Raw genomic sequence first — 24,445 nt, forward strand, 5'->3', positions numbered from 1 at the left:
AGGTCGAGCGCGAGCTGCCCCGGCGGTCGCCGTTCTGGGGTGTCGTCGGCGTGCTGGCCGCGGCGTTCCTCGTGCTCGGCGGCTCGCTGGTGCCGGAGCCGCCGCTGACCGAGACCGGCAGCCGGGCCGGCGGCGTCGGTTCGTCGTACGCGGTGGTCGGCGACCGGCTCTACCTCGTGCGCCGGGCCGGCGAGGCGACCTGGTCGCTGACGGCCCTGCGGCTGCCGGCCGGCACCGACATCTGGACCTCGGCGTACGCGGCGACCGGCGAGCGGATCATCCGGATCGACACTGCGGGGCCGGTGGTGATGGTCTCCGGTGGCGAGACCACCGGGCGGATCCTGCGGACCGACGCGTACGACGCGGACACCGGGCGCCGGCTCTGGTCGGTGCCGGAGGAGATCGTGGTCGACGCGGACGCGAACACCGGCTACGTCAGCGACGCGGACCCGCCCCGGCTGCGCGCGCTGGACCTGGCCACCGGGCGGCAGCTCTGGTCGGCGGAGCCGGGCGACCGCTACACCTTCACCGCGCTCGGCGGGCCCGCGCCGGTGGCCGGCCGGATCCCGCCCCGGGACGCACCCGAGTCCGAGGCCAACGCGGTCGGCGGCGCGGGCGGCGCGACCGTGGCCACGGGCAGTGCCGGCTCCGGGACCGGCCGGGCGGGCCGGATCGTGGTCTTCGTCCGGTCGGGGCGGATCGAGCTGCGCGACGCCCGCACCGGGGTCGTGCTCAAGGCGGCCAGCCCGCTGGGTGACGAGGTGCTGCCGCTCTCGGGCCTGAGCGCCGGTGGCGGCCTGGTGCTGTTCTACGCCCAGCACGGCAGCACCGGCATGGTCGGGCTCGACCCGGACACCCTGGACGTGCGCTGGCGGATGCCCTACGACATCGACGGCGGCGGCATCGGCCGGTGCCTGGCGCTGGTCTGCGTGAGCAGCCACAGCGACGTGCTCGCCCTCGACCCGCTCACCGGCCGGCTGCGCTGGCGGGCCCCGGGCGCCAGCTTCGTGGTCGAGGCGCGCGGCCAGTTGGTCGCCCTCGGCACGGTGCCCGGCGGCCTCGGGCCGGTGCGCACCGTCGACCCCGACACCGGGGCACAGGTCGCCGACCTGCGCGGCTGGCGCACCGGCGCACGCGGCGACCCGGTCGTCACCCGCATCCCGATCGGCGCCGCCACCACCGTGATCGCCATCCTCGCGCCGCCCTCCGGCCTGCTGCGCCCGCTCGGCACAGCCCCGGAGGTGCTGCTCGGCTGCCAGTCCGGCCCCACAGCCATCGTCTGCCGCACCGCGACAGGGACACTGCGGATCTGGGCCATCCGGGCGTAGCGCTAACTTTGCTCACACGGGCTTGACACGGGGCAAGGGAGGCTGGACCGGTGCGGGTGTTGGTGGTCGAGGACGAGCGCAATCTGGCTGACGCGATCGCGCGCGGGTTGCGGCGGCACGGGTTGGCCGTCGACGTCGCCTACGACGGGACGTCGGGCCACGAGATGGCCTTCGTCACCCGGTACGACGTGGTCGTGCTCGACCGTGACCTGCCCGGCGTGCACGGGGACCAGATCTGCGCCGACCTCGTCTCGTCGGGCGCGCTGACCCGCGTGCTGATGCTGACCGCGAGCGGCACGGTCGCCGACCGGGTCGACGGGCTGCAGCTCGGCGCCGACGACTACCTGCCCAAGCCGTTCGCCTTCGACGAGCTCGTGGCCCGCGTGCGCGCGCTTGGCCGCCGGGCCACGCCGCCCGCGCCGCCCGTGCTCTCGGTCGCCGACCTGGTGCTCGACCCGGCCCGTCACGTGGCCACCCGGGCCGGCGCCCCCGTCGACCTGACCCGCAAGGAGTTCGGCGTGCTCGAGGAGCTGCTCAAGGCCCGCGGCGCCGTGGTGTCCAGCGAGGAGCTGCTCGAACGGGTCTGGGACGCCAACACCGACCCGTTCACGACCACGGTCCGGGTGACCGTGATGACGTTGCGCAAGAAGCTCGGCGAGCCGCCGCTGATCGAGACGGTGGTCGGCGCCGGCTACCGGATGCCGGGGGAGCTGGTCACATGACGATTTATGCGGCGGCTAAGCAGCGCTGGCCGCGGCCCACCCTGCGGCTGCGGCTCACCCTGCTCAACGGGGTGGTCGTGGTGGCCACCGGGCTCGTGCTGATCCTGCTGGCCTGGCTCCTGGTGGGCGACGCGATCCACCCCGCCGACCAGCTCCAGCCGGGCGCGTTCGTCGACCTCGCCGACGGCCGCCGCCTCGACGCCGCCGCCTGGCAGGCCCAGGTGGTCGACTCCGCCTCGCGCGAGCTGCTGTTCAAAGGGCTGCTGGCGCTGCTGGTGACCAGCCTGGTCGGCATCGTGGCCGCCTACGCGGTGGCCGGGCGGGCGCTGCGACCCCTGCACCGGGTGACCGCGACCGCGCGCCGGCTCGGCGAGCAGACGCTGGACCAGCGGATCCGCTACACCGGCGCCGACGACGAGATCGCCGAGCTGGCCCGGACGTTCGACGCGATGCTCGACCGGCTCGGTTCGGCGTTCGAGGCGCAGAAACGGTTCGTCGCCAACGCGTCCCACGAGTTGCGTACGCCGCTGGCCGTGATGCGCACCGAAATCGACGTCACGCTGGCCGACGACGAGGCCGACGAGGCCGAGTTCCGTCGGATGGCCACCGTCGTCCGCGACGCCTCCGAACGCGCCAACGGCCTGGTCGACGCGCTGCTGATCCTGGCACGCAGCGAGGCACAGCGCGGCCGGCGGCTCGGCCGCAAGGTGCCCGCCGACCTGGCCGACGGGCTGCGCTCCGCGCTGTCGGCCATGCGCGGCGAGGTCGCCCGGCTCAGCGTGACGGTGGAGACCGACCTGGCACCGGCGCCCGTCGTGGGCGACCCGGGCCTGCTCGAACGGCTCGCCGGCAACCTGGTGGAGAACGCGGTGCGCTACAACCACCTGCACGGGCGGCTGTGGGCGCGCACCGGCACCGAGGGCGACCAGGTGTTCCTCGTGGTCGGCAACACCGGCTTCGAGGTCGACGCGGGCGACGTGCCGGGCCTGTTCGAGCCGTTCCGGCGTGGCGGCCGGGAGCGCACCGGCGCCCGCGGTTCGGGCCTCGGCCTGTCGATCGTGCGGGCGGTGTGTGACGCGCACGGCGGCACCGTGACCGCCACGCCGCAGGAGGGCGGCGGTCTCGAGGTGCGGGTGACGCTGCCGGGCGCGAGCGTCACCCCGGTCGCGGCGGGCTCGGCGGTGGTGGGCTCGGGTGACGCGAAACCGCGCTGACCCTTACTCGCCCAGCAGGGTCGGCCGGAGGGTGGACCACTCCAGTGAATGCCGGATGCCGTCTTCGACCGTGTATTCGCAGGACCAGCCGAGGGCCGCGGCGGCCTTGTCCGTGCGGGCGTAGGAGCCGACCACGTCGCCCGGGCGCGGCGGGGCGTCCGACACCCGCAGCGGGCGGTCCACCACCCGCCGGAAGGCGTCGACGAACTCGCGGACCGTCGTGCCCATGCCCGTGCCCAGGTTGAGCACGTCGTAGCGGCGGTCGCCGCCCGCCGGCAGCACGTCGTCGAAGCGCCGCAGGGCCTCCACGTGGGCGCGGGCCAGGTCCCAGACGTGGATGAAGTCGCGGATGCCGCTGCCGTCGCGGGTCGGCCAGTCGGTGCCGGTGATCTGGAACTCCTCGCCGGCCTCCAGCGCCGTGATCAGCCGACCGAGCAGGTGCGTCGGCTTCGCCTGTTGCAGGCCCGTGCGCATCTTCGGGTCCGCGCCGATCGGGTTGAAGTAGCGCAGCGAGATGACCCGCAGGTCGTACGCGTTGGTCGCGTCCTCGAGCACCCACTCCATGACCGCCTTGGTCCGGGCGTACGGCGACTCCGGCAGCAACGGCGACGTCTCGTCGACGGTGAAGTCCGCGCCCGGCGCGTAGATCGACGCCGACGACGAGAACAGGTAGCGGTGGCAGCCGTTGCGGACCACGTGCTCGATCAGCTCGACCGACTTCGACACGTTCTCGCGGTAGTAGCGCAGCGGCTCGGACACCGACTCCGGCACCACGATCAGCGCCGCGGCGTGCACGACCGCCGAGATGTCCGGGTGGTCGGCGAAGATCCGGTCGATCAGGGCGCCGTCGGCGATGTCGCCGTCGTAGAAGATCCGGTCGCGGACGTACTCCGCCCGCCCGGTGACCAGGTTGTCGACGACGACCGGCGTGATGCCGGCGTCGAGGCAGGCCGACGCCATCGTGCTGCCGATGAACCCTGCCCCACCCGCGATCAAGACCTTCATGGGCAGGACCCTACCAATCGCGCCGTTGTGGCCGACTCCACGCTCCACGCGAGGTTACCGACGAGTAGCATACTGGTCAGTACCCCATCCGAGGAGGCCCCGACCCGTGCCCCGTTCAGTACGCGACGTCGCGTTCGTCGACGGCGTTCGCACCCCGTTCGGAAAGGCGGGTGGCATGTACGCGCACACCCGCGCCGACGACCTCGTCATCCGCTGCATCCGGGAGCTGCTGCGCCGCAACCCGCAACTTCCCAAGGAGGCAGTGGAGGAGGTCGCGATCGCCGCCACCACCCAGATCGGCGACCAGGGCCTGACCATCGGCCGCACCGCCGCCCTGCTGGCCGGCCTGCCGAAGACCGTGCCGGGCTTCGCGATCGACCGCATGTGCGCCGGTGCCATGACCGCGGTCACCAACGTCGCGGGCGGCATCGCGATGGGCGCCTACGACGTCGCCATCGCCGGCGGCGTCGAGCACATGGGCCGCCACCCGATGGGCGAGGGCGTCGACCCCAACCCGCGCATCCTGGCCGAGAAGCTGGTCGACCCGTCCGCGCTCGTGATGGGCAAGACCGCGGAGAACCTGCACGACCGGCTGCCGGCGGTCACTCGCGAACGGGCCGACGCGTTCGGGCTCGCGAGCCAGGTCAAGACCGCCAAGGCGTACGCGAACGGCAAGCTGCAGGACGACCTAGTGCCGGTCGCGACCCGCGACCCGGAGAACGGCTGGGGTCTGGCCACGGCCGACGAGGCGCCGCGCGAGACGAGCATGGAAAAGCTCGCCACGCTGAAGACCCCGTTCCGCCCGCACGGCCGGGTCACGGCGGGCAACTCGGCCGGCCTCAACGACGGCGCGACCGCGAGCATCATCGCCGCCGAGGACACCGCCCGCGAGCTCGGGCTGCCGGTGGCCATGCGACTGGTCTCGTACGGCTTCGTCGGCGTCGAGCCCGAGGTGATGGGCGTCGGCCCGATCCCGGCGACCGAGAAGGCGCTGCGGATCGCGGGCCTGTCCATCGGTGACATCGGCCTGTTCGAGCTCAACGAGGCGTTCGCGGTGCAGGTGCTGGCGTTCCTCGACCACTTCGGCATCGCCGACGACGACCCGCGGGTCAACCAGTGGGGCGGCGCGATCGCCGTCGGGCACCCGCTGGCCTCCTCCGGCGTGCGGCTGATGACGCAGCTCGCCCGGCAGTTCGCCGAGCACCCCGAGGTGCGGTACGGCATCACCGCCATGTGCATCGGCATCGGCATGGGCGGCTCGGTCATCTGGGAGAACCCGGCCTGGGAGGGTGCGAAGTGACCGCTACAGAGGTCGTCACCAGGGCGCTGGTGCGCGCCGTCAGCGTGAAGGGCGTCAAGGCCGCCCTGATCACCCTCGACAACGGGCTCGACCACACCAAGCCCAACAGCTTCGGGCCGGGCCGGCTGACCAGCCTCGACGAGGCGATCACCGCCGCCACGGCGCTGGAGCCCGCGTTCATCGCGATCACCGGCAAGCCGTACATCTTCTCGGTCGGTGCCGACATCACCGGCATGCCGATGATCGCGTCGCGGGAGCAGGCGGTCGAGCTGGGCCGGTTCGGGCACCGGGTGTTCAACCGGCTGCGCGAGTCGGCGATCCCGACGTTCGCGTTCGTCAACGGCGTGGCCATGGGCGGCGGCCTCGAGGTGGCGTTGCACTGCCACTACCGCACGCTCTCCGGCGGCGCCAACGCGCTCGCGCTGCCCGAGGTCTCGCTCGGCCTCGTCCCGGCGTGGGGCGGCACCCAGCTCCTGCCCAACCTGATCGGCATCGCGCCCGCCGCCCAGGTGATCATCCAGAACCCGCTCACCCAGCAGACGCTGCGCCCGAAGCAGGCCCGCGAGCTGGGCATCGCCGACGTGCTGTTGGAGCCGGCCGACTTCCTGGAGCGCTCGCTGGAGTGGGCGGCCGGGGTCGTGGCGGGCGAGGTCGCCGTCGAGCGGCCCGAGATCGACCGCGACATGTGGGACGGCGTGCTCTACTTCGCCAAGCTGCAGCTCGACGAGAAGTTGCACGGCGCGGTCGCCTCGGCCGAGAAGGCGCTGGAGCTGCTGGCGCTGGCCAAGGACGCCGACTTCGCCACGGGTACGGCCGCGGAGGACGAGGCGCTCGGCGACCTGGTCACCGGCCCGCAGCTGCGCAACAGCCTGTACGCGTTCGACCTGGTGCAGCGCCGGGCGAAGCGGCCAGCGGGCGCACCCGACCCCGCGTTGGCCCGCGACGTCACCAAGGTCGGCGTCGTCGGCGCCGGGCTGATGGCCGGCCAGATGGCGCTGCTGTTCGCCCGCCGGCTCGAGGTCCCGGTCGTGCTCACCGACCTCGACCAGGGCCGCGTCGACAAGGGTGTCGCCTACGTGCACGGCGAGATCGACAAGCTGCAGGGCAAGGGCCGGATCGACGAGGGCACGGCGGCCAAGCTGCGGGGCCTGGTCAGCGGCTCGGTCGACAAGGCGGTGTTCGCCGACGCGGACTTCGTCATCGAGGCCGTGTTCGAGGACCTGGGCGTGAAGAAGCAGGTCTTCGCCGAGCTGGAGAAGATCGTCTCGCCCGAGGCGGTGCTGGCCACCAACACCTCCTCGCTGTCCGTGACCGAGATGGCGGCGGACCTCGACCACCCGGAGCGGGTCGTCGGCTTCCACTTCTTCAATCCGGTCTCGGTGATGCCGCTGGTCGAGATCGTGCGGGCCGGCAAGACCGACGACCCCGCGCTGGCCACCGCGTTCGCCGTGGGCAAGCAGCTCCGCAAGTCCTGTGTGCTGGTCAAGGACGCGCCGGCGTTCGTGGTCAACCGGCTGCTGACCCGGTTCCTCGGCGAGATCTACGCGGCGATCGACGCCGGCACCCCGGTCGAGGTGGCCAACACGGCGCTCGACCCGCTGGGCCTGCCGATGCGCCCGCTCGCGCTGCTCACGATGGTCGGGCCGGCGGTCGCGCTGCACGTCTCGGAGACCATGCACGCGGCGTTTCCGGAGCGGTTCGGCGTCAGCGCCAACCTGGGCCGGATCGTCGAGAGCGGGAAGTCGCTGACCGACCGCGAGGGCGCGATCGACGAGTCGGTGGTCGCGCTGCTGCAGGTCGGCGACACGCCGCTGACCGCCGAGCAGGTGCGCGACCGGGCGCTCGACGCGATCGCCGACGAGGTCAAGGCGATGCTCGCCGACGGTGTGGTCGCGGACGCCAAGGACATCGACCTGTGCCTGGTGCTGGGCGCGGGCTGGCCGTTCCACCTGGGCGGGATCACCCCGCACCTGGCCGCCACCGGCCGACTCTGACGGCACGCGAAGGGGCCCCGGGATATCCCGGGGCCCCTTTCCTCGCTCAGGTGCTTACTGCTTCTCGACCTCGGCGCGCATGGCCACGAAGCTCTGGTAGGCCTTCGTGCCGTCGCTGTTGTAGATGCCGATCATGCCGACGCTGCCGCGGTCGGCCCACGCGCAGACGCCCATCGGCACCTCGGAGCCGGCGCTGGCGATCGTCGCGTCGCCACAGCGGGCCTCGCCGCCCAGCGGACCCGGCTCGACGTCCTTGACGTTCTTCATCGTCATGCCGCTGGCGCCGGCGCTGCTGAACGCGTCGTCGAGCTCCTTGCCCGGGTCGGCGACCAGACCGGACGCCGCGACGAGCATGACCAGGTCCTGCTTCTCCAGGTCGCCGTAGAACGCGGCGGCCGTGCTGGTGATCTCGGGCAGGTCGGAGTTGAGCCCGGCCTTCATCTCGTCGACCGCGGTCTGCAGCCCCGGATCGGTGATCTTGGGCTTGCCGCCCAGCGTGTCGGGCGCGACCACGCGGGTGTTGGCCGCCGCGACGACGTCCTGCACCGGGTCCTTGAGCAGGAAGTAGAGGCCGACGCCGCCACCGACGCAGAGCACCAGCACGATCGCGAGGATGATCAGCACGATCTTGCCGGCGCGGCTCTTCTTCGGCGGCGCGGTCGGCGGCATCGGCGGGCCGCCGAACGGCTGCTCACCGTAGGTCGGCTGCTGCGGCGGCTGGCCGTAGGGCGACTGCTGGTAGCCCTGCTGCTGTTGCCCGTAGGGCGCCGGGGAGGACGGCTGGCCGTAGGGCGCACCCGAGGAGGGCGGCTGCTGCTGGCCGTAGTCGCTGCCGTAGGCGGGCTGCTGGCCGTAGCCGGGCTGCTGCGGCGGCTGACCGTAGGTGCCGGGCTGCTGCGGCGGCTGGCCGTAGGTCTGCCCGTAGGGCGCCGTCGGCTGCTCGCCGTAGGGCTGCCCGTACTGCGGCGGCTGCTCGCCGTGCTGCGGCTGCTGCCCGTACTGCTGGCCGTAGCCGGGCTGCTGAGGTGGCTGCTGCTGGCCGTATTGCGGCTGTTGCGGTGGCTGATCGCCGTAAGGCGGCTGGGAGCCGTACTGCGGCGGCTGGGCGTAAGGGTCGGACATCACGGCTCCCTGGAAACTCTCAGGTTGACTGCCGGATCGTAACGACCCCGTGCACGTGTCGCTGGCCCTGCGTCGGGCACGGGACACAAACGTGTAGCCAGATCGTGACGTGCATCAACCCGCGGCCCGCTCCGCGGCGCTGCGCTCGACGCAGAACTCGTTGCCCTCGGGGTCGGCCAACGTGACCCAACCCGTGCCGTCGGGGCGGCGGTGGTCGCCGACCAGCGTCGCACCGATGCCGAGCAGGCGCTCGACCTCTTCGTCGCGGGTGTGGTCGGCCGGCTGCAGGTCGAAGTGGACCCGGTTCTTGACGACCTTGTCGTCGGGAACCCGACAGAACAGCACCCCGGGCCCGGCCCCGTCGGGCGCGATCAGCAGTGCTTCCGGATCGCCCGGAAAGTCTTCTTCGGAGCGCGCGTAACCGAGCACCTGCGCCCACCATCCGGCGAGCGCGTAGGGATCGTGACTGTCGACGTTGAGGTGATGGATGAGATTGGCCATGGCGGCAACGGTGCCAGCGCCCGCGACGTGGATCAACGCGGTTTCCCGTCAACCGCCGGGAAAGTGGGGTGATATGGATTCATGACAGAACCGGCGTCTCACATCGACTTCGCCAACCTGCCCGCGCCCACCGAGGGCTTTCTGGTGACGTTGTTCATCACCGTCCGTCAGGTGGCGCGGTCGCGTGACTTCTACTCGCGCATTCTGGGTGGCAGCGTCGTTCTCGACGAGAATCCGTGCATCGTCAAGCTGTCGAACTCGTGGATCATCATGAACCCCGGCGGGCCGCCCACCCCGGACAAGCCAGGCATCTCGGTCGTCGACTACGTGCCGGACGACACCACCTCGATCTTCCTGAACTTGCGGGTCGCCGACATCCACGCTTGCTACGACGAGTGGAAGGCCAAGGGCGCGGAGTTCGTGACCCCACCGATCGACCGCGAAGCGGAGATCCGCTGCTACCTGCGGGACCCGGACGGATACCTCATCGAAGTGGGTCAGTCCACGGGGCTGTTGCGCGGCAAGCTCGCCGCCAAGCGCCCCGAGGACCTCCCCGGCTGATCAGGCGGTCGTGGTCGCTCCGATGCGCTCGGAGAACTCGACCAGGCGGTTGGCGAAGCCCCACTCGTTGTCGTACCAGCCGAAGACTTTGACCTGGCTGCCGACGGACTCGGTGAGCGGCGCGTCGAAGATCGACGAGTAGGGGTTGCCGACGATGTCGGCCGAGACCAGTGGCGCCTCGGAGTACTGCAGGTAGTGGCGCAGTCGTGGTGAGGCGGCCGCCTCGCGGAACGCCGCGTTGACCTCCTCGACGCCGGCCCGCTGCCGGAGGACGACGGTCAGGTCGGTGATCGAGCCCACCGGGACGGGGACGCGCAGCGAGGCGCCCGTGAGACGGCCGTCGAGCTCGGGGATGACCTTGCCGATCGCCTTAGCCGCGCCCGAGGACGTCGGGATCGTGGAGACGGCGGCCGCGCGGGCCCGGCGCAGGTCGGAGTGCGGGGCGTCGTGCAACCGCTGGTCGCCCGTGTAGGCGTGGACCGTCGTCATCAGGCCCGACTCGATGCCGAACGCGTCGTTGAGCACCTTCGCCAGCGGCGCGAGCGAGTTCGTGGTGCACGAGCCGTTGGAGAAGACGTCGTGGCTGTCCGGGTCGAGGGTGTCGTCGTTGACCCCGAGGACGAACGTGGGGACGTCGCCCTTGGCCGGCGCCGAGATGACGACCTTCCGTGCGCCGCCCTTGAGGTGGGCCGCCGCGGCGGCGCCGTCGGTGAAGTGGCCGGTGGACTCGATGACGACGTCGGCGCCGACCTCACCCCAGGGGATCGTGGCCGGGTCGGACTGCGCGAAGACCGTGATCGGCCGGCCCGCCACGGTGATCGCGTCGCCGTCGACGGCGACACCGGCCAGGTGGCCGGAGACGGAGTCCCACTCGAGCAGGGTGGCCAGCGTGCGGGCGTCGGTGAGGTCGTTGACCGCGACCACCTCGACGTCGGCGTTGTTGGCCAGGGCCGCGCGCAGGTAGCTGCGCCCGATCCGCCCGAAGCCGTTGATCCCGATGCGTACCGTCATGAGTCCCCCTTCGGTGTGGCCGGTGCCGCCGCCCGGAGCAGGTCGAGGGCGCCGGAGCGGGCGTCGTCGAACGGGCCCGGGTCCTGCTGCGCGATCGCGAGCACGTAGCCGCCCTGCAGGACGGCCATCAGGGTGTGCGCGAGGCGCTCGGTGTCGAGGTCGGCCCGCAACTGGCCCGCGGCGACCGCCTCGCGCAGCACCTTTGCCCAACTCGCGTGGACCTGGGCGAACGCGCGCGCCACGGGGGCGAGCAGCACCGGGTCCTCGCGGACCTGCGGGTCCTGGGTCATCCGGCCGACCTTGCAGCCCTTGAGGGCGTCGCGGGGACGCATCAGGTAGGCCTCGATGCGGGCCATCGGGTCACCCGGACCGTCGAGCTCGGCCGCGGCCGGCAGCAGGTCGGCGACGTTGCGCTCGAGGGCGGCGAGCGCGAGGTCCCGCTTGGTCGGGAAGTGGTGGTACATGCTGCCCTGGCCCACACCGGACCGCTGGCGCACGTCACGCGGGCTCGTGTCGGCGTAGCCGCGCTCCCACATGAGCTCACTCATCGTCTCGACCAGCAGCTGACGCGACTCCATGGGTGCGAGTGTACATACCAGTAGGTACAGCGCCGCGCACGAGATCCACCTACCGGAGCCGAGCGGGGTCGCCATCGATATAAGCCGCACTTATACTATTCGCATGTGGGAGGTAAGCCTGCATCGCGAGGTCGAGGAATGGTTCCTTGGGATCTGCCGGACGGACCCCGTCTCGGCGAACCTCGTGGCGGAGGCGATCGAGCTGCTAGCCCAGCACGGCCCGGCGCTGGGTCGACCGTTGGTGGATCGGCTCAAAGGGAGCACGTACCACCACATGAAGGAACTGAGACCAGGCTCGGTCCGAGACACCGAGGTCAGGATGATCTTCGCTTTCGACCCTCGGCGAGAAGCGATCATCGTTGTGGCAGGTGACAAGTCGGGTCAGTGGCAGGCTTGGTACCGCGAGGCGATCCCTTTGGCGGACGACCGGTACGCAGCCCACCTAGTGCTGCTGAAAGAGGAGGGTCGGTTATGACCGACGCGGTGAGCTGGGAAGACGTCAAGGCCAAGGCGCGGGCGATCGACCCCACGTGGGACAGCGACGAACGTGTGGCGCAGCGTCGCGAGATGCGCGAGCGCATGCTCGCTTCGGTCAGCGGCGCCAAGCTCGCCGAGATCCGTCAGCAGCTTGGACTCACTCAGAAGCAGCTCGCCGAAGCTAGCGGTTTGTCGCAGGCGCGAATCAGCCAGATCGAGCACGGTGAAGTCGTGGCGCTCGAGTCCCTACGTGCGTACGTCGTCGGGCTTGGTGGCCACCTCGACATCGTCGCGCGCATCGGCAACATCCAGCTCAACGTCGCATAGCATCAGCCGGCCTTCGGGTCCGTGAGGGCGGTGGCCAGGTCCGTCGCCAGGAGGCCCACCTGCCAGGCGCGGGCGCCGTAGCCGCGGAGGGTGGCCGAGACCGTTTCCGGGGTGACGTCTTCCGGTGGGGTCCAGGCCAGGCGGCGGATCGAGTCCGGGGCGATCAGGTTTTCCGGCGGCAGTTTGTGTGCCGCCGCCGTGCCCGTGACCACCTCGCGGCAGCGGGACAGCCGCGCCGCGGCCACCGGGTCGCGTTCCGCCCAGCGGTGCGGCGGTGGCGGCCCGTCGATCGGCGGGTTGGTCGGCAGGGCGTCGTCCGGCAGCCCGCGGGCCGTGTCCAGGGCGTCCAGCCACGTCCGGGCCAGGCGGCGCACCGAGCGGCCGCCGAAGCCCGGCAGCGACAGCAGCGTGCGCTCGTCCTTCGGGTCGATCTCCGCGGCCGCGATGATCGCCGAGTCCGGCAGCACCCGGCCCGGCGCCGAGTCGCGGCGCGCGGCGATGTCGTCGCGGGCGTACCAGACGGCGCGGACCCGGGCCTGGGCCCGTGCGCCGCGGATGCGGTGGATGCCGGAGGTGCGGCGCCACGGGTCCGGGCGGTTGCGCGGTGGCTGGGCGCCCCACGCGACCAGCGCCGCGAACTCCTCGGCCGCCCAGTCCTGCTTGCCCTGCGCCACCAGCTCGGCGGCCAGCGCGTCGCGCAGGTCGACCAGCAGCTCGACGTCCAGGGCCGCGTAGGTCAGCCACGACTCCGGCAGCGGGCGGCTCGACCAGTCGGCGGCCGAGTGGTGCTTCTCCAGTGCGTACCCGAGAAGCTGCTCGGTCAATGCGGCCAGGCCGACTCGGTCGAAGCCGGCCAGGCGGCCGGCCAGCTCGGTGTCGAAGAGGCGGCGCGGGCGCAGACCGAGATCGGACAGGCAGGGGAGGTCCTGGCTGGCGGCGTGCAGCACCCATTCGGCGTCGGCGATGGCGGCGTCGAGCGTACGCAGGTCGCCCAGCGGCAGCGGATCGATGAGCACCGTGCCGGCACCGCCGCGGCGGAGCTGCACGAGGTAGGCCCGCTGGCTGTAGCGGTAGCCCGAGGCGCGCTCGGCGTCGATCGCCACCGGGCCGGTGCCGGCGGCGAAGCGGGCCACGGCCTCGGCGAGGTCGTCGGGCGTTTCCACGGGGCGGGGCGTGCCCTCGCGCGGTGCGGTGAGCAGCTCCGGCGCGGGGCCCGTGAGGGGTTCTGGAGCCGCCGGGCCGTCTGGGGAGCCGGTGGAGGGGCCGTCCGCTTCGGGGGAGGTGGGCGACTCGTCCCCCGCTCGGCGTGCGGCCCGACGGCGCAGGGGTGGTTCGTCGGTCACCTGCCAACCCTAGTAGGCGCGCCGTCACGCATCGGACAGCCGGGTCGGCGCGTCGGGAGGTGCGGTACCGTCGCGCGGGGGTCCAGTCCGGTGCGACGGGAGGGAGCGGAGATGTCCGCCGGGGACGAGCGCACAACCTGGCCCGAAACTTCACCTGGGTACGGCGGTCCCACGGCGCCGGAGGGGCCCATCTACCGCCCAGCCGACCGTGCACCGTCGCCCTACGCGCCGCCGCCGTACGCCCCGGCGCCTCGCGCACCCGTCGACGCGGTGCCGCCGCCGCGCGCCGTACCCCCGCCGCCGCCGGCCTTTGATCCTGGTGTGCCGTTCGGCCCGCACGTGGCCGCGCCGCCACCGCAGGCGGACACCCGGAGAGGTGAAAAGCGCCGCTGGCCCGCCGGTCTGACCTTCGGCATCGTCCTGGTGCTCGCCGGGGTGGTGGCCTATCAGGCGGTCCGGATCGAGCAGCTCGGCGACCGGCTCGCCGGCGCCGAGCGGGCCCAGGCCGACGACCGGTCCCGCGAGACCGCGCGGCTCGACGAGCTGGGCGACCGGGCCGGCGACCTGGAGAAGCGGCTCGGCGCGGCGTTCAACCCCGAGGCGATCTCCAGCGCGGCGCTGCCGAGCGTGCTGCGGGTGGCCGCGGGCAACGTGACCGGCACGGCGTTCGCGGTGGGCAAGCCGGCCAGCGGCGGCCGGACCAACCTGATCACCAACTTCCACGTGGTCGAGGACGTCTACGACGGCGGCGGTCGCGAGGTGTTCCTGGAGCGTGGCGGCAAGCGGTACGCGGCCCAGATCGTCTCCGTCAACCGCGGCGGGGACGTGGCGCACCTGCGTACCACCACCAAGATCAATGGTCTGGTCACCGCGCGGGGCGCGGTCAAGTCGGGCCAGCAGATCGTGGTGGTCGGCGCACCGCTTGGCCTGAGCGACTCGGTGACCACCGGCGTGGTGAGCGCGGTACGCGAACTGCCGGAAAGCAACGGGCCGATGATCCAGTTCGACGCGCCGATCAACCCGGGGAACTCGGGCGGTCCGGTGATCAACTCGGCCAAGCAGGTGGTCGGCATCGCCACTGCGAAGGCGGAGAATGCGGAGGGCATCGGTCTGGCTGTGCCGATCAAGGTCGCCTGCGACGCCTTCAAGGTCTGTTGAACAGCGGTGCGGCCGCCGCGATCCCTTCCGCGGCGGCCGCACTCGCCGGGCTGGGCTCTAGGCCGCGACCAGGGTCCGGTCGGTGAGGTGGCGCCAGACCAGGCCCGCCAGGACCGTCATGCCCGCCGCGGCCGCCCAGAACGGCGCGGTCAGCGAGGTCACGCCGGCCAGCGCGCCGCCGATCAGCGTGCCGATCGCCGCGCCGCCGAGGTCGAGCATCGCGTACGTGCTGGCCACCCGGCCGCGCACCGCGTCCGGCACCAGGCGCTGCCGGATCGACATCGTGACCACGCCCCAGACGGTCGTGTGCACGCCGAACAGCACCAGCACCGCCGCGGCGACCCAGGGTGCCCGGGTGGTCGCCAGCACCACGTGAGTGGCGATCTCGATGAGCAGGCCGGCCCGGAGCAGCAGGCCCGCGCCGAACCGGGCCCGCAGCCGGGCGGCGACCACCGCGCCGAGCAGGCCGCCCAGGGCCCAAACCGAGAGCAGCACGCCGTACGCCACCGGGGTCAGGCCCAAGCGGCGCTCGGCGTACAGGACGAACGCGGCGAAGGCCGCGCAGAACAGCAGGTTCATCACCGCGAGGCAGACCGCGAGCAGGCGCAGCGCGGGCCTGTGCCACAGCGCCCGCAGGCCCTCGGCGACGTCGGCACGCAGCGTCGTCGGCACCCGGGCCGTGGCCGGACCGCCGGGCACCGGCCGCAGCAGGGCCAGCAACCCGCCCGCGACCAGGAACGTCAGCGCGTCCGCGCCGAACGGCACCGCGGCGCCGACCACGAACAGGTACGCGCCGAGCGGCTTGGCGGCGAGTTGGTTGCCGATCGTGAACGTCGCCACGAGCCGTGCGTTGGCCCGTTCCAGGTCCGCGTCGGCGACGATCGAGGGCAGGATCGCCTGGTACGCCGGATCGGCCACCGTCTCGCCGACGCCGAGCAGGAAGAACGCGGCGTAGATCAGCGGGATGGTGGCCGTCGACGACCAGACCGCCGCGGCGAGGCCGAACATGACGGCGGCCCGGGCCAGGTTGGCGGCGACCACCACCCGCCGGCGGTCGATCCGGTCGACGTAGGCGCCGGCGACCGGCGCGAACAGCCAGGGGAGCTGTTGCACGAAGGCGGCTCCGGCGACCAGGGCCGGGTCGCCGGTGAGGGACGCGACGAGCAGGGGACCGGCGATCATCGTGACGCCGTCGCCGATGTTGGAGATCGCGGAAGCGGACCAGAGAAAACGAAAGTCGGAGCTGAGCACGGAGTTCTCCTCGGAAACCGGGCAGGGTGAATCCGCCCGCGTTCCGGGAGAGAAAGGGGAACGTCAGGCGGCGGGCGCGGTGCCGAGGAAGGCGTTAGTCATGATCGACCTCCGACGATCGAGTTGGGCACGACGATAGCGGAGATCGCCGCGTGACACGATGGAGCCGATGACGACGACGACCCACACCGACTCCGCTCTGGTCCGCGCCGCCCGGGGCGAGGACGCGCCGCACACGCCCGTCTGGTTCATGCGCCAGGCCGGGCGTTCGCTGCCCGAATACCGCGAGCTGCGCGCGGGCATCGGCATGCTCGACACCATCCGCCGCCCCGACCTGGTCGCCGAGATCACGCTCCAGCCGGTCCGCCGGCACGGCGTCGACGCCGCGATCCTGTTCAGCGACATCGTGGTGCCGGTCGCGGCGGCCGGGGTCGACGTCGACATCGTCGCCGGCACCGGGCCGGTGGTCGCGGAGCCGATCCGGGCGCCGCAGGACGTGGCCCGGCTGCGCCGGCTCGACCCGGTCGATGTGTCCTATGTCGACGAAGCGGTCCGCCTGACCACCGCCGCGCTCGGCGACACCCCGCTGATCGGTTTCGCCGGCGCGCCGTTCACGCTGGCCAGCTACCTGGTCGAGGGCGGGCCGTCGCGGACACACGCCAAGACCAAGGCGCTCATGTACGGCGACCCGGAAACCTGGCACGCCCTCTGCGCCCGCCTGGCCGAGAACGCGCTGACCTTCCTCCGCGTCCAGATCGACGCGGGCGTCGCCGCCGTGCAGCTCTTCGACTCCTGGGTCGGTGCGCTGTCGGAGGCCGACTACCGCCGCTTCGTCCTGCCGCACTCGGAGCGGGTGCTGACCGGGCTGGCGGACGCCGGCGTGCCGCGGATCCATTTCGGCGTCGGCACCGGCGAGCTGCTCGGCGCCATGGGCGAGGCCGGCGCCGACGTGGTCGGGGTCGACTGGCGCACCCCGCTCGACGTCGCCACCGGCCGCATCGGCGCCGGCAAGTCCGTGCAGGGCAACCTCGACCCGACCACGCTGTTCGCGCCGTGGGAGGTCATCGAGGCCGAGGTGCGCCGCGTGCTCGACCAGGGCCGGGCCGCACCGGGTCACATCTTCAACCTCGGGCACGGCGTGATCCCCGAAACAGACCCCGCGGTGCTGACCCGGGTCACGGAACTCGTACACACGCTGTCTGTCCGATAGGTGGCGTAATGTCCCATGATCGCGGCCGATCGTGCTAGTGCGTCCGGCGCGCCCTACCCCCACGGCGCCCCGATCCATGCATAGGCTGCGGTCATGGCTCCGACTGCTGTTCCCGACGTCTTCGCGAACGCCGTCGCCAGCCTTCGCGCCGCCACACCGCGCGCCGAGATCCTCCTCGAGGAGGTCGGCGCACCGCAGCGGCTGGCGCCCTTCACGTTCGCGCTGAGCGCCTCGGTCACCAAGCCCGACGACGACGAGATGGCCACCGGCCGGCTGATCCTGCTGCACGACCCCGCCGGCCACGAGGCCTGGGAGGGCACGATGCGGCTGGTCACCTACGTGACCGCCGAGGTCGACGTCGACATGGCCGCCGACCCGCTGCTGCCGACGGTCGGCTGGACGTGGCTGACGGACGCGCTCGACGCGCACGGCGCCCGATACCGGGCGATCGGCGGCACGGTCACCCAGACCATGTCGACCCGGTTCGGCGACCTCGCCGGCCCGCCGACCGCGGCCGACATCGAGATCCGGGCGAGCTGGACCCCGACCGACGAGGACCTGGGGGCCCACCTGCTGGCCTGGTCGACGCTGCTGGCCTCGACCGCCGGCCTGCCGCCGCCCGGCGTCACAGCACTGCCCGGCCGCCGCACCGCGTGAATCCGCCCGCCATATGGTGGGTGCCATGCGGCACGTCGCGATCATCGGTGGTGGCATAGCGGGCCTGGCCGCCGCGCTCCGGATCAACGACCAGGCGCCCGGCACCCGCGTGACCGTCTTCGAGCAGGGCCCGGTCCTCGGTGGCAAGCTCCGCACCGGTGAGCTGGCCGGGTCGCCGGTCGAGTTGGGCGCGGAGGCGTTCCTGGTGCGCGACACCGCAACCGGGGAGGACTCCCCGGCCGTCCTGCTCGCCCGCCGGGTCGGGCTCGGCGACGACCTGGTCAACCCGGCCGTGGGCGCGGCCGCGCTGGCGGTCGGCGGCAAGCTCGTGCCGATGCCGCGCGGGACGCTGACCGGTGTGCCCGGCGATCTCGGTGCCCTGGCCGGCGTGGCCACCGTCGACGACCGCGATCTGGACGCCGGTCACCCCCTGCTGGCCGAGGGTGAGGACGTCGCCGTCGGTGCGCTGGTCCGCCGCCGGCTCGGTGACCAGGTCGTCGACCGCCTCGTCGACCCCATGCTGGGCGGCGTCTACGCCGGCCGGGCCGACCGGCTCTCGCTGGCCGCCACGATGCCGGCGCTGGCCCGGCAGGCCCGCACCGAGGGCACGCTGACCGGGGCCGTGAAGGCCGCGCAGGCCGCGTTCCCGCGGGTGCCGGGCGGTGCCGTGTTCGCCACCGTCCGCGGCGGGGTGAGCCGGCTGGTCGACGCGACCGCCGCCGCCAGCAACGCGGAGATCCGGATCGCCGCCACGGTACGGGAGATCGCCCGCACCCCCGACGGCTGGCGGCTCACGGTCGGTGCCACCCGCGACCCGGAGCACGTGGACGTCGACGCGGTCGTGCTCGCCGTGCCGGCCCGCCCGGCCGCCCGGTTGCTCGCCGCCGTCGACGCCGCCGCGGCCACCGGCGTCGGCGCGCTCGACTACGCCAGCGTGGCGCTGATCACGCTGGCGCTGCCCCGGCCCGAGCTGCCGGAGCTGTCCGGGTTCCTCGTGCCCGCTGAGAACGGCACCGCGGTCAAGGCCGCCACGTTCTTCTCGACCAAGTGGGCGCACCAGCGCCGGTCGGACGGCGTCGCGCTGGTCCGGGCCTCGGTCGGCCGCTACGGCGACGAGCACGTGCTGCAGCGCGACGACGCCGAGCTGGCCGGCATCGTCCACAGGGAACTGTCCAACCTGGTCGACCACAGCCTGCCGAAGCCGGTGGAGACCAGGGTCCAGCGGTGGGGTGGTGCGCTGCCGCAGTACGCGCCCGGCCACCTCGGCCGGGTCGCCGCGGCCCGGGCGGCGCTGCGCTCCGGTGCCCCGACGGTCGCCCTGGCCGGCGCCGCCTACGACGGTGTGGGCATCCCGATCTGCGTGCGCTCGGGGGAGTCCGCCGCCGACGCGGTGCTCGCCGCCCTCCGCGACCGCCCCGAAGCAGCCTGAGAGAGGATGGTTCGCATGACCGACCAGACCAACGCCGCCCGGATCCGGGAGCTCAACGACACCATCCGCTACACCATGTGGTCGGTGTTCCGGGCCGCCGAGCCGCTGCCGGCGTCCCGCGGCGAGCTGGCCGCCGAGGTCGACACGCTCTTCGCCGACCTGGCGAGCAAGGACGTCACGGTCCGCGGCACGTACGACGTGTCGGGCCTGCGCGCCGACGCCGACCTGCTGGTCTGGTGGCACGCCGGGTCGAGCGACGCGCTCCAGGAGGCGTACGCCCAGTTCCGCCGCACCGGCCTCGGCCGCCACCTGGCCCCGGTCTGGTCGCAGATGGCGCTGCACCGGCCGGCGGAGTTCAACAAGAGCCACCTACCGGCGTTCCTGGCCGGCGAGGAGGCCCGGGCGTACGTCTGCGTCTATCCGTTCGTCCGCTCCTACGAGTGGTACCTGCTGCCCGACGAGGAGCGTCGCGACATGCTCGCGGAGCACGGCCGGCAGGCGCGCGGGTTCCCGGACGTGCGGGCCAACACGGTCGCCTCGTTCGCGCTCGGCGACTACGAGTGGATCCTCGCCTTCGAGGCCGACGAGCTGCACCGGATCGTCGACCTGATGCGCGAGCTGCGCGCCTCCCGGGCCCGCCGGCACGTGCGCGAAGAGGTTCCGTTCTACACGGGGCGGCGGCGCAGCGTGGCCGAGCTCGTGGAGGCCCTCCCTTAGGGCTGATAGGGCGGGGCGACGCCCCAGCCCCAGTGCGGCACCGGTGCGTGCTCGACCGGCGTCGCGCCCGGCTGTGAGTTGGACATCGCGATCCGGGTGCCCCACTCCAGATAGCCGACCAGCGCCGCCCGGAACTCCGGGTCCGCCGGCAGCGCCGCGTCGTCGGCGGCGACGCTCATCAGCGAGGCGAACCGGAACCGGTGCTCGGGCGTGATGCCCAGGTTCCGGTGGTGGGCCAGCATGTTCTCGTAGCCGCCGAGCTGGTCGGTGTAGTCGGCCGGCCCGCCGAACACCTCGCACCACCACGTGGTCACGTGGTCGCGGTGCGCCGCGCTCACGCCGCCCGGGAAGAACGGGCTGAGCAGCTCGTCCCGCTCGACCCGGTCGTAGAACGCGTTGATCATCCGCTCGATCGCGGGCCGGCCACCGGCCCACTCGTACAGCGTCGGGGTGGTCATGCCCCTAAAGCTATGCGGCGCGGGCCATCGGGACGTGCGGGATGCCGTCCTCGACGAAGCCTTCGCCGCTGACGGCGTAGCCGTAGCGGGCGTAGAAGGCCGCCAGGTGTTCCTGGGCGTCCAGCACCGACGGGCGGGCGCCGACGATCTCCAGGGCCGCGTCCATGAGCCGGCCGGCCATGCCGGAGCCCCGGGCCTCCTTGGCGACCACGACGCGGCCGATCCGCATCGAGCCGTCCGGCTCGCCGAGGACCCGCAGGTAGGCGACCGGCCGGTCGTCGCGGGCGACCCAGACGTGCCGGGTCGCCGGCTCGACGTCGCGACCGTCGATGTCGGGGTACGGCGACTCCTGCTCGACGACGAACACCGTGCAGCGCAGCTCCAGCAGCCGGTACAGGGTGATGGTGTCGAGGTCGGCGAAGGACGCCACCCGGAGCTCGTCTCGCATGAGCCCCGAGCATACGGACGGTCAGCCCGGGTGGGCGCCCACGGTGTCGGTGATCCCGGCACCCGCGGCGCCCGCGGACGCCCGGGCGCAGTGCGCACAGCAGAAGAACCGGCCGCCCACCTCGACGCCGTGCCCGACGATCTTCGTGCCGCAGTGCTCGCAGATCGGCGCGAGGCGCTGGATCGCGCATTCGAACGAGTCGAAGACGTGCCGGTCGCCGCTGACCGTGGCCACCTCGAACGCCAGCCAGTAGTCGTTGCCGCAGGTCTCACACACCGCCATGGTGCCCGCCCCCAATCGGTTACCCGCAGCGTTACCCGGAACTATGCCGCCCTGCAACCGGAACGCCCGATTTGCCCGTTGGAAACGTGGCGTAACGCCCGGTGTGTCGACCCCTCCAGTCACGCGTCCGGCAGGGAAGCTCCAAGAGGTTGTGTCCTTACCGGGAGGAGCCGACATGATCAAGAGAACCAAGCTTTTCGGCAGCAAGACCCGCGTGACGTTCTGCCTGCCCAAGGACAGCCCGGTCGGCCAGGTCAGCGTCGTGGGCTGCTTCAACGACTGGGAGCCCGGGCGGCACGAGCTGCAGCCGAGGCGGGACGGCACCCGCACGGTGACGCTCACGCTCGCACCGGGTGAGTACACCTTCCGCTACCTCGCCACCGGTGGCGTCTGGCTCGACGACGAGCAGGCGGACCGGATCGACGGCCAGGGTGGCCGGATCGTCCTCGCCCAGCGTTAAGGCGACCGGAAGGCGTCGTGAGGCGCCAGCATCGCGACGGCTGAGGACCTCAAAATTCCAGATGAAAGACCGGTCAGCCCGGCATTAACCTCACCGGGATGACCGCCGAAGAGATCGTCGTACCCCCGGCTCTCGTAGCCGCCCAGGTCCGGTTCCGCGGCGCAGCGGGCCGGGCCTGGGTGGACGGTGTGGCCCGCACGGCGGCCGAGTTCCTCGACCGCTGGGAGTTGCGCCGCGACGGCCCGACCCGCAGCGGCGTGGCCGGCCTGGTGCTCCCGGTCGTCACCGCCGACGGCACCCCCGCGATGCTCAAGCTCCAGGACACCGACTGGGACCACCCCGGCGAGGGTCTCGCCCTGCGCACCTGGGCCGGTGACGGCGCCGCCCGGCTGCTCCGCGAGGACCCGGAGACCTGGACGCTGCTGATCGAACGCCTCGACCCCGACCGCGACCTGCGCTCCGTCGAGGACGACACGGCGGCGGTACGGGTGATCGCCCTGCTTCTGAACCGGCTCAACGCGCACACCGCGCCGCCGGAGATCCCCCGGCTGGCCGACAAGGCCGCGAAGATGATCGAGGACACGCCGGCCGCGGCGGCCCTCCTCGCCGACCCGGCCGAGGGTCGTCTGCTGCGGCGCTGGGCCGACATGCTCGCCGAGGTGGCGCCGGCGGCCGGCGACCGTCTGCTGCACTGGGATCTGCACTACGAGAACGTGCTGGCCGGCGGCCGCGAGCCGTGGCTGGCGATCGACCCGAAGCCGCTCGCCGGCGACCCCGGCTTCGAGCTGTGGCCCGGGCTGTGGAACCGGTGGGACGCCGCGGCGCCGGAACGCACGATCCGGCGCCGGTTCGACATCATGACCGAGGCGATGGGCCTCGACCGGCAGCGGGCGGCCATCTGGACGGCCGGCCGCACGCTGCAGAACGCGCTCTGGTCGGTCGAGGACGGCGAACGCGTCCTCGACCCCGTGGAGATGACGATCGCCGAGGTGGTTACCCGGCGGGGATGAGCCGCATGCTCACCGAGTTGATGCAGTAGCGGGCGTCCTTGGGCGTGTAGCCCTCGCCGTCGAACCGGTGGCCGAGGTGCGAGTCGCAGTGTGCACATCGGACCTCGACGCGGACCATGCCGAGCGACCGGTCCTCGATGTAGCGGATCACGCCGGGGATGGCCTCGTCGAACGACGGCCAGCCGCAGTGCGAGTCGAACTTCGTGCCGCTCTCGAACAGCGCGGCGCCGCAGGCCCGGCAGACGTACGTGCCGGGCGTCCTGGTGTCGACGTACTCGCCCGTGAACGGCCGCTCGGTGCCGGCCTCACGCAGCACCCGGAACTCTTCGGGGTTGAGCCGGACCCGCCACTCGTCCTCGGACGTGGGCAGCTCTTCGGTGGGGATTTCGGTCACGGGGGAGGACTTCTCAGGTGCCATGCGTCAACCGTACGACCCCCTTCGCGCGAGGGCCGATTACCTCGGTGTGGCCTCGTCGTTGACAGTGCATGCGTACACCGGCCAGGTCGGCCAGTGGTCAGGCGTGGGAGCCGTTCCCGGGCGACCCGCTGCGTTTCCGGCCGACCTGGCGGCAGTCGCTGGGACAGGGCATGTGGATGGGACTGCTGGTGGCCGGCGCGCTCGCGCTGACCGGCCTCGCGGCGGTGCTCGCCCCGGTGGTGGCGCACTGGCTCACCGGGGTGCACCCGCAGCGGTCGGTGCCGCCGCAGGTCTGGTGGGCGCTGGCGCTGCCGGTGCCTGTCGGGGGACTGGTCGGCCTGGTGGTGGGCCGCCGGGTGGGCGCGGACCTGGACGCCGTGGGCGCGTGGGCGGTGCCGGGCGCGCTCGGTGGTTCGGCGCCCTGGCACCGGGTGGTCGAGGTGCGGATGGAGCGGCGTGGCCGGCGCACGGTGGTCGCGCTGCCGCTGGTCGACGGGTCGATCGTCCGGCTCCGGGCGCCCTACGACGGGCACCTGATGGGCCGCGACCCGGACTTCGAGCGCAAGCAGTTCCGCATCCGGTTGCACTGGGAGACCCACCGGTACGGCTGACCCTGGCTGGGTGATCTGCATCCGACCGCTTCGGCGTTTTCGGACATTACGCCGTACGCTCCCAAAAATGCTCCTTTCGAGACGAATTACCGGACGACAGGAACAGAAGGACGATGAGTAGAAAACGACGGCTGGCCAAAGCCGCCCTGCCGGCCGCGGGCCTCGCGGTGGTGGCCGGCGCGATCGCCCTCACCGGGCAGGCGGCCAGCGCCGCACCGCTCGGCGACGGCGCCGGCCACGGCGAGACCGGCGATCCGGGTGCCGCGGCGGCGACCGTGACCGACCGGGCGCAGCTGGTCACGGACGAGGCGCGCGACGCCGCCGACCGGGCGCTGGCCGCGGTGGGCGAGGCACCGGTCAGCGACGACGCCGAGGACGGCGAGGGCGCGTCGAAGGGTCCGTCGGACCTGCCCGCCGCAGCGAAGTTCGGCAGCGGCGTCTCGCACATCGCCACCGGGCACAACGCCGGCATCCTCAACGGCAACCAGGTGGTCGTGCCGGTGCAGGTCGACGTGAACGTCTGCGGCAACAGCATCGCGGTGCTGGGCAACGCCACGGCGTCCTGCGGCTCCGACGACCACGGCTACGACGACGAGCCGCCGGCTGACGAGGAGCCGCCTCCGCCGACCGACCAGGAGGAGCCGCCTCCGGTGCCGCTGCCCCGGCCGGTCGCGGAGCCGCCGGCCGCACAGCCCGAGCTGCCCAGGACCGGCCTGCCGATCGGCTCGCTGGCGGGCATCGGCGGGGTGCTCACCGCCGGCGGCGCCGCGATGCAGCTCGCCGGCGTCCGCGGTGGCCGCTACGTCGGCCGCCACCGCCGCCGCCCGCAGCCGTCCTGACCGTCACCAACGCG

The 24,445-nt window shown here is 72.7% G+C and carries 28 protein-coding genes; 17 read left to right on the forward strand and 11 right to left on the reverse strand.

Features of this window, described 5'->3' with window-relative positions; all coding sequences use genetic code 11:
• Positions 1-50: 50 nt before the first annotated feature.
• Genes Air01nite_RS19330 through Air01nite_RS19340 form a run of 3 tightly spaced genes read left to right on the forward strand, consistent with a single transcriptional unit; the run spans position 51 to position 3,264 of the window.
• The gene (locus tag Air01nite_RS19330) at positions 51-1,328 is read left to right on the forward strand and encodes an outer membrane protein assembly factor BamB family protein (protein WP_203704054.1); all 1,278 of its coding nucleotides are present in this window, start codon (positions 51-53) and stop codon (positions 1,326-1,328) included.
• Between the two features lie 50 nt (positions 1,329-1,378).
• A complete protein-coding gene (locus tag Air01nite_RS19335) occupies positions 1,379-2,050 on the forward strand; it encodes a response regulator transcription factor (protein ID WP_203704055.1) in 672 nt (223 codons plus the stop codon).
• Positions 2,047-3,264 carry a sensor histidine kinase gene (locus Air01nite_RS19340; protein WP_203704056.1) on the forward strand — a complete coding sequence of 406 codons (1,218 nt, stop codon included), beginning with the start codon at positions 2,047-2,049 and terminating at the stop codon, positions 3,262-3,264. The genes Air01nite_RS19335 and Air01nite_RS19340 overlap by 4 nt, the downstream gene beginning before the upstream one ends.
• Positions 3,265-3,267: 3 nt before the next feature.
• On the opposite strand, the gene galE is transcribed toward Air01nite_RS19340, so the two are convergent.
• Positions 3,268-4,269 (reverse strand): UDP-glucose 4-epimerase GalE, encoded by a 1,002-nt coding sequence (gene galE, locus Air01nite_RS19345; protein ID WP_203704057.1) that lies wholly within the window; start codon positions 4,267-4,269, stop codon positions 3,268-3,270.
• 106 nt (positions 4,270-4,375) lie between these two features.
• Here galE and Air01nite_RS19350 point away from each other — a divergent pair, with 106 nt between their 5' ends.
• Entirely contained in the window at positions 4,376-5,569 is a 1,194-nt protein-coding gene (locus Air01nite_RS19350) for a thiolase family protein (protein WP_203704058.1), read from the forward strand.
• On the forward strand, positions 5,566-7,563 hold the full coding sequence (locus tag Air01nite_RS19355) for a 3-hydroxyacyl-CoA dehydrogenase NAD-binding domain-containing protein (RefSeq protein WP_203704060.1): 1,998 nt from the start codon (positions 5,566-5,568) through the stop codon (positions 7,561-7,563). Before Air01nite_RS19350 ends, Air01nite_RS19355 begins: the two co-directional genes overlap by 4 nt.
• 54 nt (positions 7,564-7,617) lie before the next feature.
• Here the strand turns inward: Air01nite_RS19355 and Air01nite_RS19360 are convergent, their stop codons facing one another.
• Together Air01nite_RS19360 and Air01nite_RS19365 are read right to left on the reverse strand one after the other, a co-directional pair.
• Positions 7,618-8,685: a hypothetical protein gene (locus Air01nite_RS19360; RefSeq protein ID WP_203704061.1), complete on the reverse strand. Its 1,068-nt coding sequence runs from the start codon at positions 8,683-8,685 to the stop codon at positions 7,618-7,620.
• A gap of 114 nt (positions 8,686-8,799) precedes the next feature.
• A complete protein-coding gene (locus Air01nite_RS19365) occupies positions 8,800-9,186 on the reverse strand; it encodes a VOC family protein (RefSeq protein WP_203704062.1) in 387 nt (128 codons plus the stop codon).
• Between the two features lie 81 nt (positions 9,187-9,267).
• Between Air01nite_RS19365 and Air01nite_RS19370 the strand changes: the two genes are divergently transcribed.
• Positions 9,268-9,747, forward strand: coding sequence for a VOC family protein (locus tag Air01nite_RS19370; protein WP_203704063.1), 480 nt, complete (start codon positions 9,268-9,270; stop codon positions 9,745-9,747).
• On the opposite strand, the gene gap is transcribed toward Air01nite_RS19370, so the two are convergent.
• Together gap and Air01nite_RS19380 are read right to left on the reverse strand one after the other, a co-directional pair.
• Positions 9,748-10,758 carry a type I glyceraldehyde-3-phosphate dehydrogenase gene (gene gap / locus Air01nite_RS19375; RefSeq protein ID WP_203704064.1) on the reverse strand — a complete coding sequence of 337 codons (1,011 nt, stop codon included), beginning with the start codon at positions 10,756-10,758 and terminating at the stop codon, positions 9,748-9,750.
• On the reverse strand, positions 10,755-11,336 hold the full coding sequence (locus Air01nite_RS19380; protein WP_203704065.1) for a TetR/AcrR family transcriptional regulator: 582 nt from the start codon (positions 11,334-11,336) through the stop codon (positions 10,755-10,757). The genes gap and Air01nite_RS19380 overlap by 4 nt, the downstream gene beginning before the upstream one ends.
• A gap of 103 nt (positions 11,337-11,439) precedes the next feature.
• Here Air01nite_RS19380 and Air01nite_RS19385 point away from each other — a divergent pair, with 103 nt between their 5' ends.
• Together Air01nite_RS19385 and Air01nite_RS19390 are read left to right on the forward strand one after the other, a co-directional pair.
• A complete protein-coding gene (locus Air01nite_RS19385; RefSeq protein WP_203704066.1) occupies positions 11,440-11,811 on the forward strand; it encodes a type II toxin-antitoxin system RelE/ParE family toxin in 372 nt (123 codons plus the stop codon).
• A complete protein-coding gene (locus Air01nite_RS19390; protein WP_203704067.1) occupies positions 11,808-12,140 on the forward strand; it encodes a helix-turn-helix domain-containing protein in 333 nt (110 codons plus the stop codon). The genes Air01nite_RS19385 and Air01nite_RS19390 overlap by 4 nt, the downstream gene beginning before the upstream one ends.
• Positions 12,141-12,142: 2 nt before the next feature.
• Here Air01nite_RS19390 and Air01nite_RS19395 read toward each other — a convergent pair whose 3' ends face one another.
• The gene (locus Air01nite_RS19395; protein WP_203704068.1) at positions 12,143-13,483 is read right to left on the reverse strand and encodes a ribonuclease D; all 1,341 of its coding nucleotides are present in this window, start codon (positions 13,481-13,483) and stop codon (positions 12,143-12,145) included.
• A 111-nt stretch (positions 13,484-13,594) separates the two neighbouring features.
• On the opposite strand from Air01nite_RS19395, the gene Air01nite_RS19400 reads away from it, so the two are divergent.
• Positions 13,595-14,641, forward strand: a complete 1,047-nt coding sequence (locus tag Air01nite_RS19400) for a S1C family serine protease (protein ID WP_203704069.1) — start codon at positions 13,595-13,597, stop codon at positions 14,639-14,641.
• Between the two features lie 57 nt (positions 14,642-14,698).
• On the opposite strand, the gene Air01nite_RS19405 is transcribed toward Air01nite_RS19400, so the two are convergent.
• On the reverse strand, positions 14,699-15,892 hold the full coding sequence (locus Air01nite_RS19405; protein WP_203704071.1) for an MFS transporter: 1,194 nt from the start codon (positions 15,890-15,892) through the stop codon (positions 14,699-14,701).
• A gap of 169 nt (positions 15,893-16,061) precedes the next feature.
• Here Air01nite_RS19405 and hemE point away from each other — a divergent pair, with 169 nt between their 5' ends.
• From hemE to hemQ, 4 genes are all read left to right on the forward strand, one after another.
• Positions 16,062-17,102, forward strand: coding sequence for a uroporphyrinogen decarboxylase (gene hemE / locus Air01nite_RS19410; protein ID WP_239090812.1), 1,041 nt, complete (start codon positions 16,062-16,064; stop codon positions 17,100-17,102).
• Between the two features lie 93 nt (positions 17,103-17,195).
• Positions 17,196-17,759, forward strand: coding sequence for a DUF3000 domain-containing protein (locus tag Air01nite_RS19415; RefSeq protein WP_203704073.1), 564 nt, complete (start codon positions 17,196-17,198; stop codon positions 17,757-17,759).
• 25 nt (positions 17,760-17,784) lie between these two features.
• A complete protein-coding gene (hemG, locus tag Air01nite_RS19420) occupies positions 17,785-19,188 on the forward strand; it encodes a protoporphyrinogen oxidase (RefSeq protein ID WP_239090813.1) in 1,404 nt (467 codons plus the stop codon).
• A 15-nt stretch (positions 19,189-19,203) separates the two neighbouring features.
• Entirely contained in the window at positions 19,204-19,905 is a 702-nt protein-coding gene (gene hemQ / locus Air01nite_RS19425; RefSeq protein ID WP_203704075.1) for a hydrogen peroxide-dependent heme synthase, read from the forward strand.
• Here hemQ and Air01nite_RS19430 read toward each other — a convergent pair.
• Genes Air01nite_RS19430 through Air01nite_RS19440 form a run of 3 tightly spaced genes read right to left on the reverse strand, consistent with a single transcriptional unit; the run spans position 19,902 to position 21,093 of the window.
• A complete protein-coding gene (locus tag Air01nite_RS19430; RefSeq protein WP_203704077.1) occupies positions 19,902-20,363 on the reverse strand; it encodes a group II truncated hemoglobin in 462 nt (153 codons plus the stop codon). The two genes, hemQ and Air01nite_RS19430, sit on opposite strands and share 4 nt — an antisense overlap.
• A 10-nt stretch (positions 20,364-20,373) precedes the next feature.
• On the reverse strand, positions 20,374-20,811 hold the full coding sequence (locus Air01nite_RS19435; RefSeq protein WP_203704078.1) for a GNAT family N-acetyltransferase: 438 nt from the start codon (positions 20,809-20,811) through the stop codon (positions 20,374-20,376).
• Between the two features lie 21 nt (positions 20,812-20,832).
• Entirely contained in the window at positions 20,833-21,093 is a 261-nt protein-coding gene (locus Air01nite_RS19440) for a metallothionein (RefSeq protein ID WP_203704079.1), read from the reverse strand.
• A gap of 175 nt (positions 21,094-21,268) precedes the next feature.
• On the opposite strand from Air01nite_RS19440, the gene Air01nite_RS19445 reads away from it, so the two are divergent.
• Positions 21,269-21,553 carry an isoamylase early set domain-containing protein gene (locus Air01nite_RS19445; protein WP_203704080.1) on the forward strand — a complete coding sequence of 95 codons (285 nt, stop codon included), beginning with the start codon at positions 21,269-21,271 and terminating at the stop codon, positions 21,551-21,553.
• Positions 21,554-21,651: 98 nt separating this feature from the next.
• Positions 21,652-22,563 (forward strand): aminoglycoside phosphotransferase family protein, encoded by a 912-nt coding sequence (locus Air01nite_RS19450; protein WP_203704081.1) that lies wholly within the window; start codon positions 21,652-21,654, stop codon positions 22,561-22,563.
• On the opposite strand, the gene msrB is transcribed toward Air01nite_RS19450, so the two are convergent.
• Positions 22,547-22,981 (reverse strand): peptide-methionine (R)-S-oxide reductase MsrB, encoded by a 435-nt coding sequence (gene msrB, locus Air01nite_RS19455; RefSeq protein ID WP_203704082.1) that lies wholly within the window; start codon positions 22,979-22,981, stop codon positions 22,547-22,549. The two genes, Air01nite_RS19450 and msrB, sit on opposite strands and share 17 nt — an antisense overlap.
• A 68-nt stretch (positions 22,982-23,049) precedes the next feature.
• Between msrB and Air01nite_RS19460 the strand changes: the two genes are divergently transcribed.
• On the forward strand, positions 23,050-23,592 hold the full coding sequence (locus Air01nite_RS19460; protein ID WP_203704083.1) for a hypothetical protein: 543 nt from the start codon (positions 23,050-23,052) through the stop codon (positions 23,590-23,592).
• 113 nt (positions 23,593-23,705) lie between these two features.
• Positions 23,706-24,431, forward strand: a complete 726-nt coding sequence (locus Air01nite_RS19465) for a chaplin family protein (RefSeq protein WP_203704084.1) — start codon at positions 23,706-23,708, stop codon at positions 24,429-24,431.
• Positions 24,432-24,445: the final 14 nt, after the last annotated feature.

Origin of the sequence: Asanoa iriomotensis (genome assembly GCF_016862515.1) — a bacterium.
Classification (GTDB): Bacteria; Actinomycetota; Actinomycetes; order Mycobacteriales; family Micromonosporaceae; genus Asanoa; species Asanoa iriomotensis.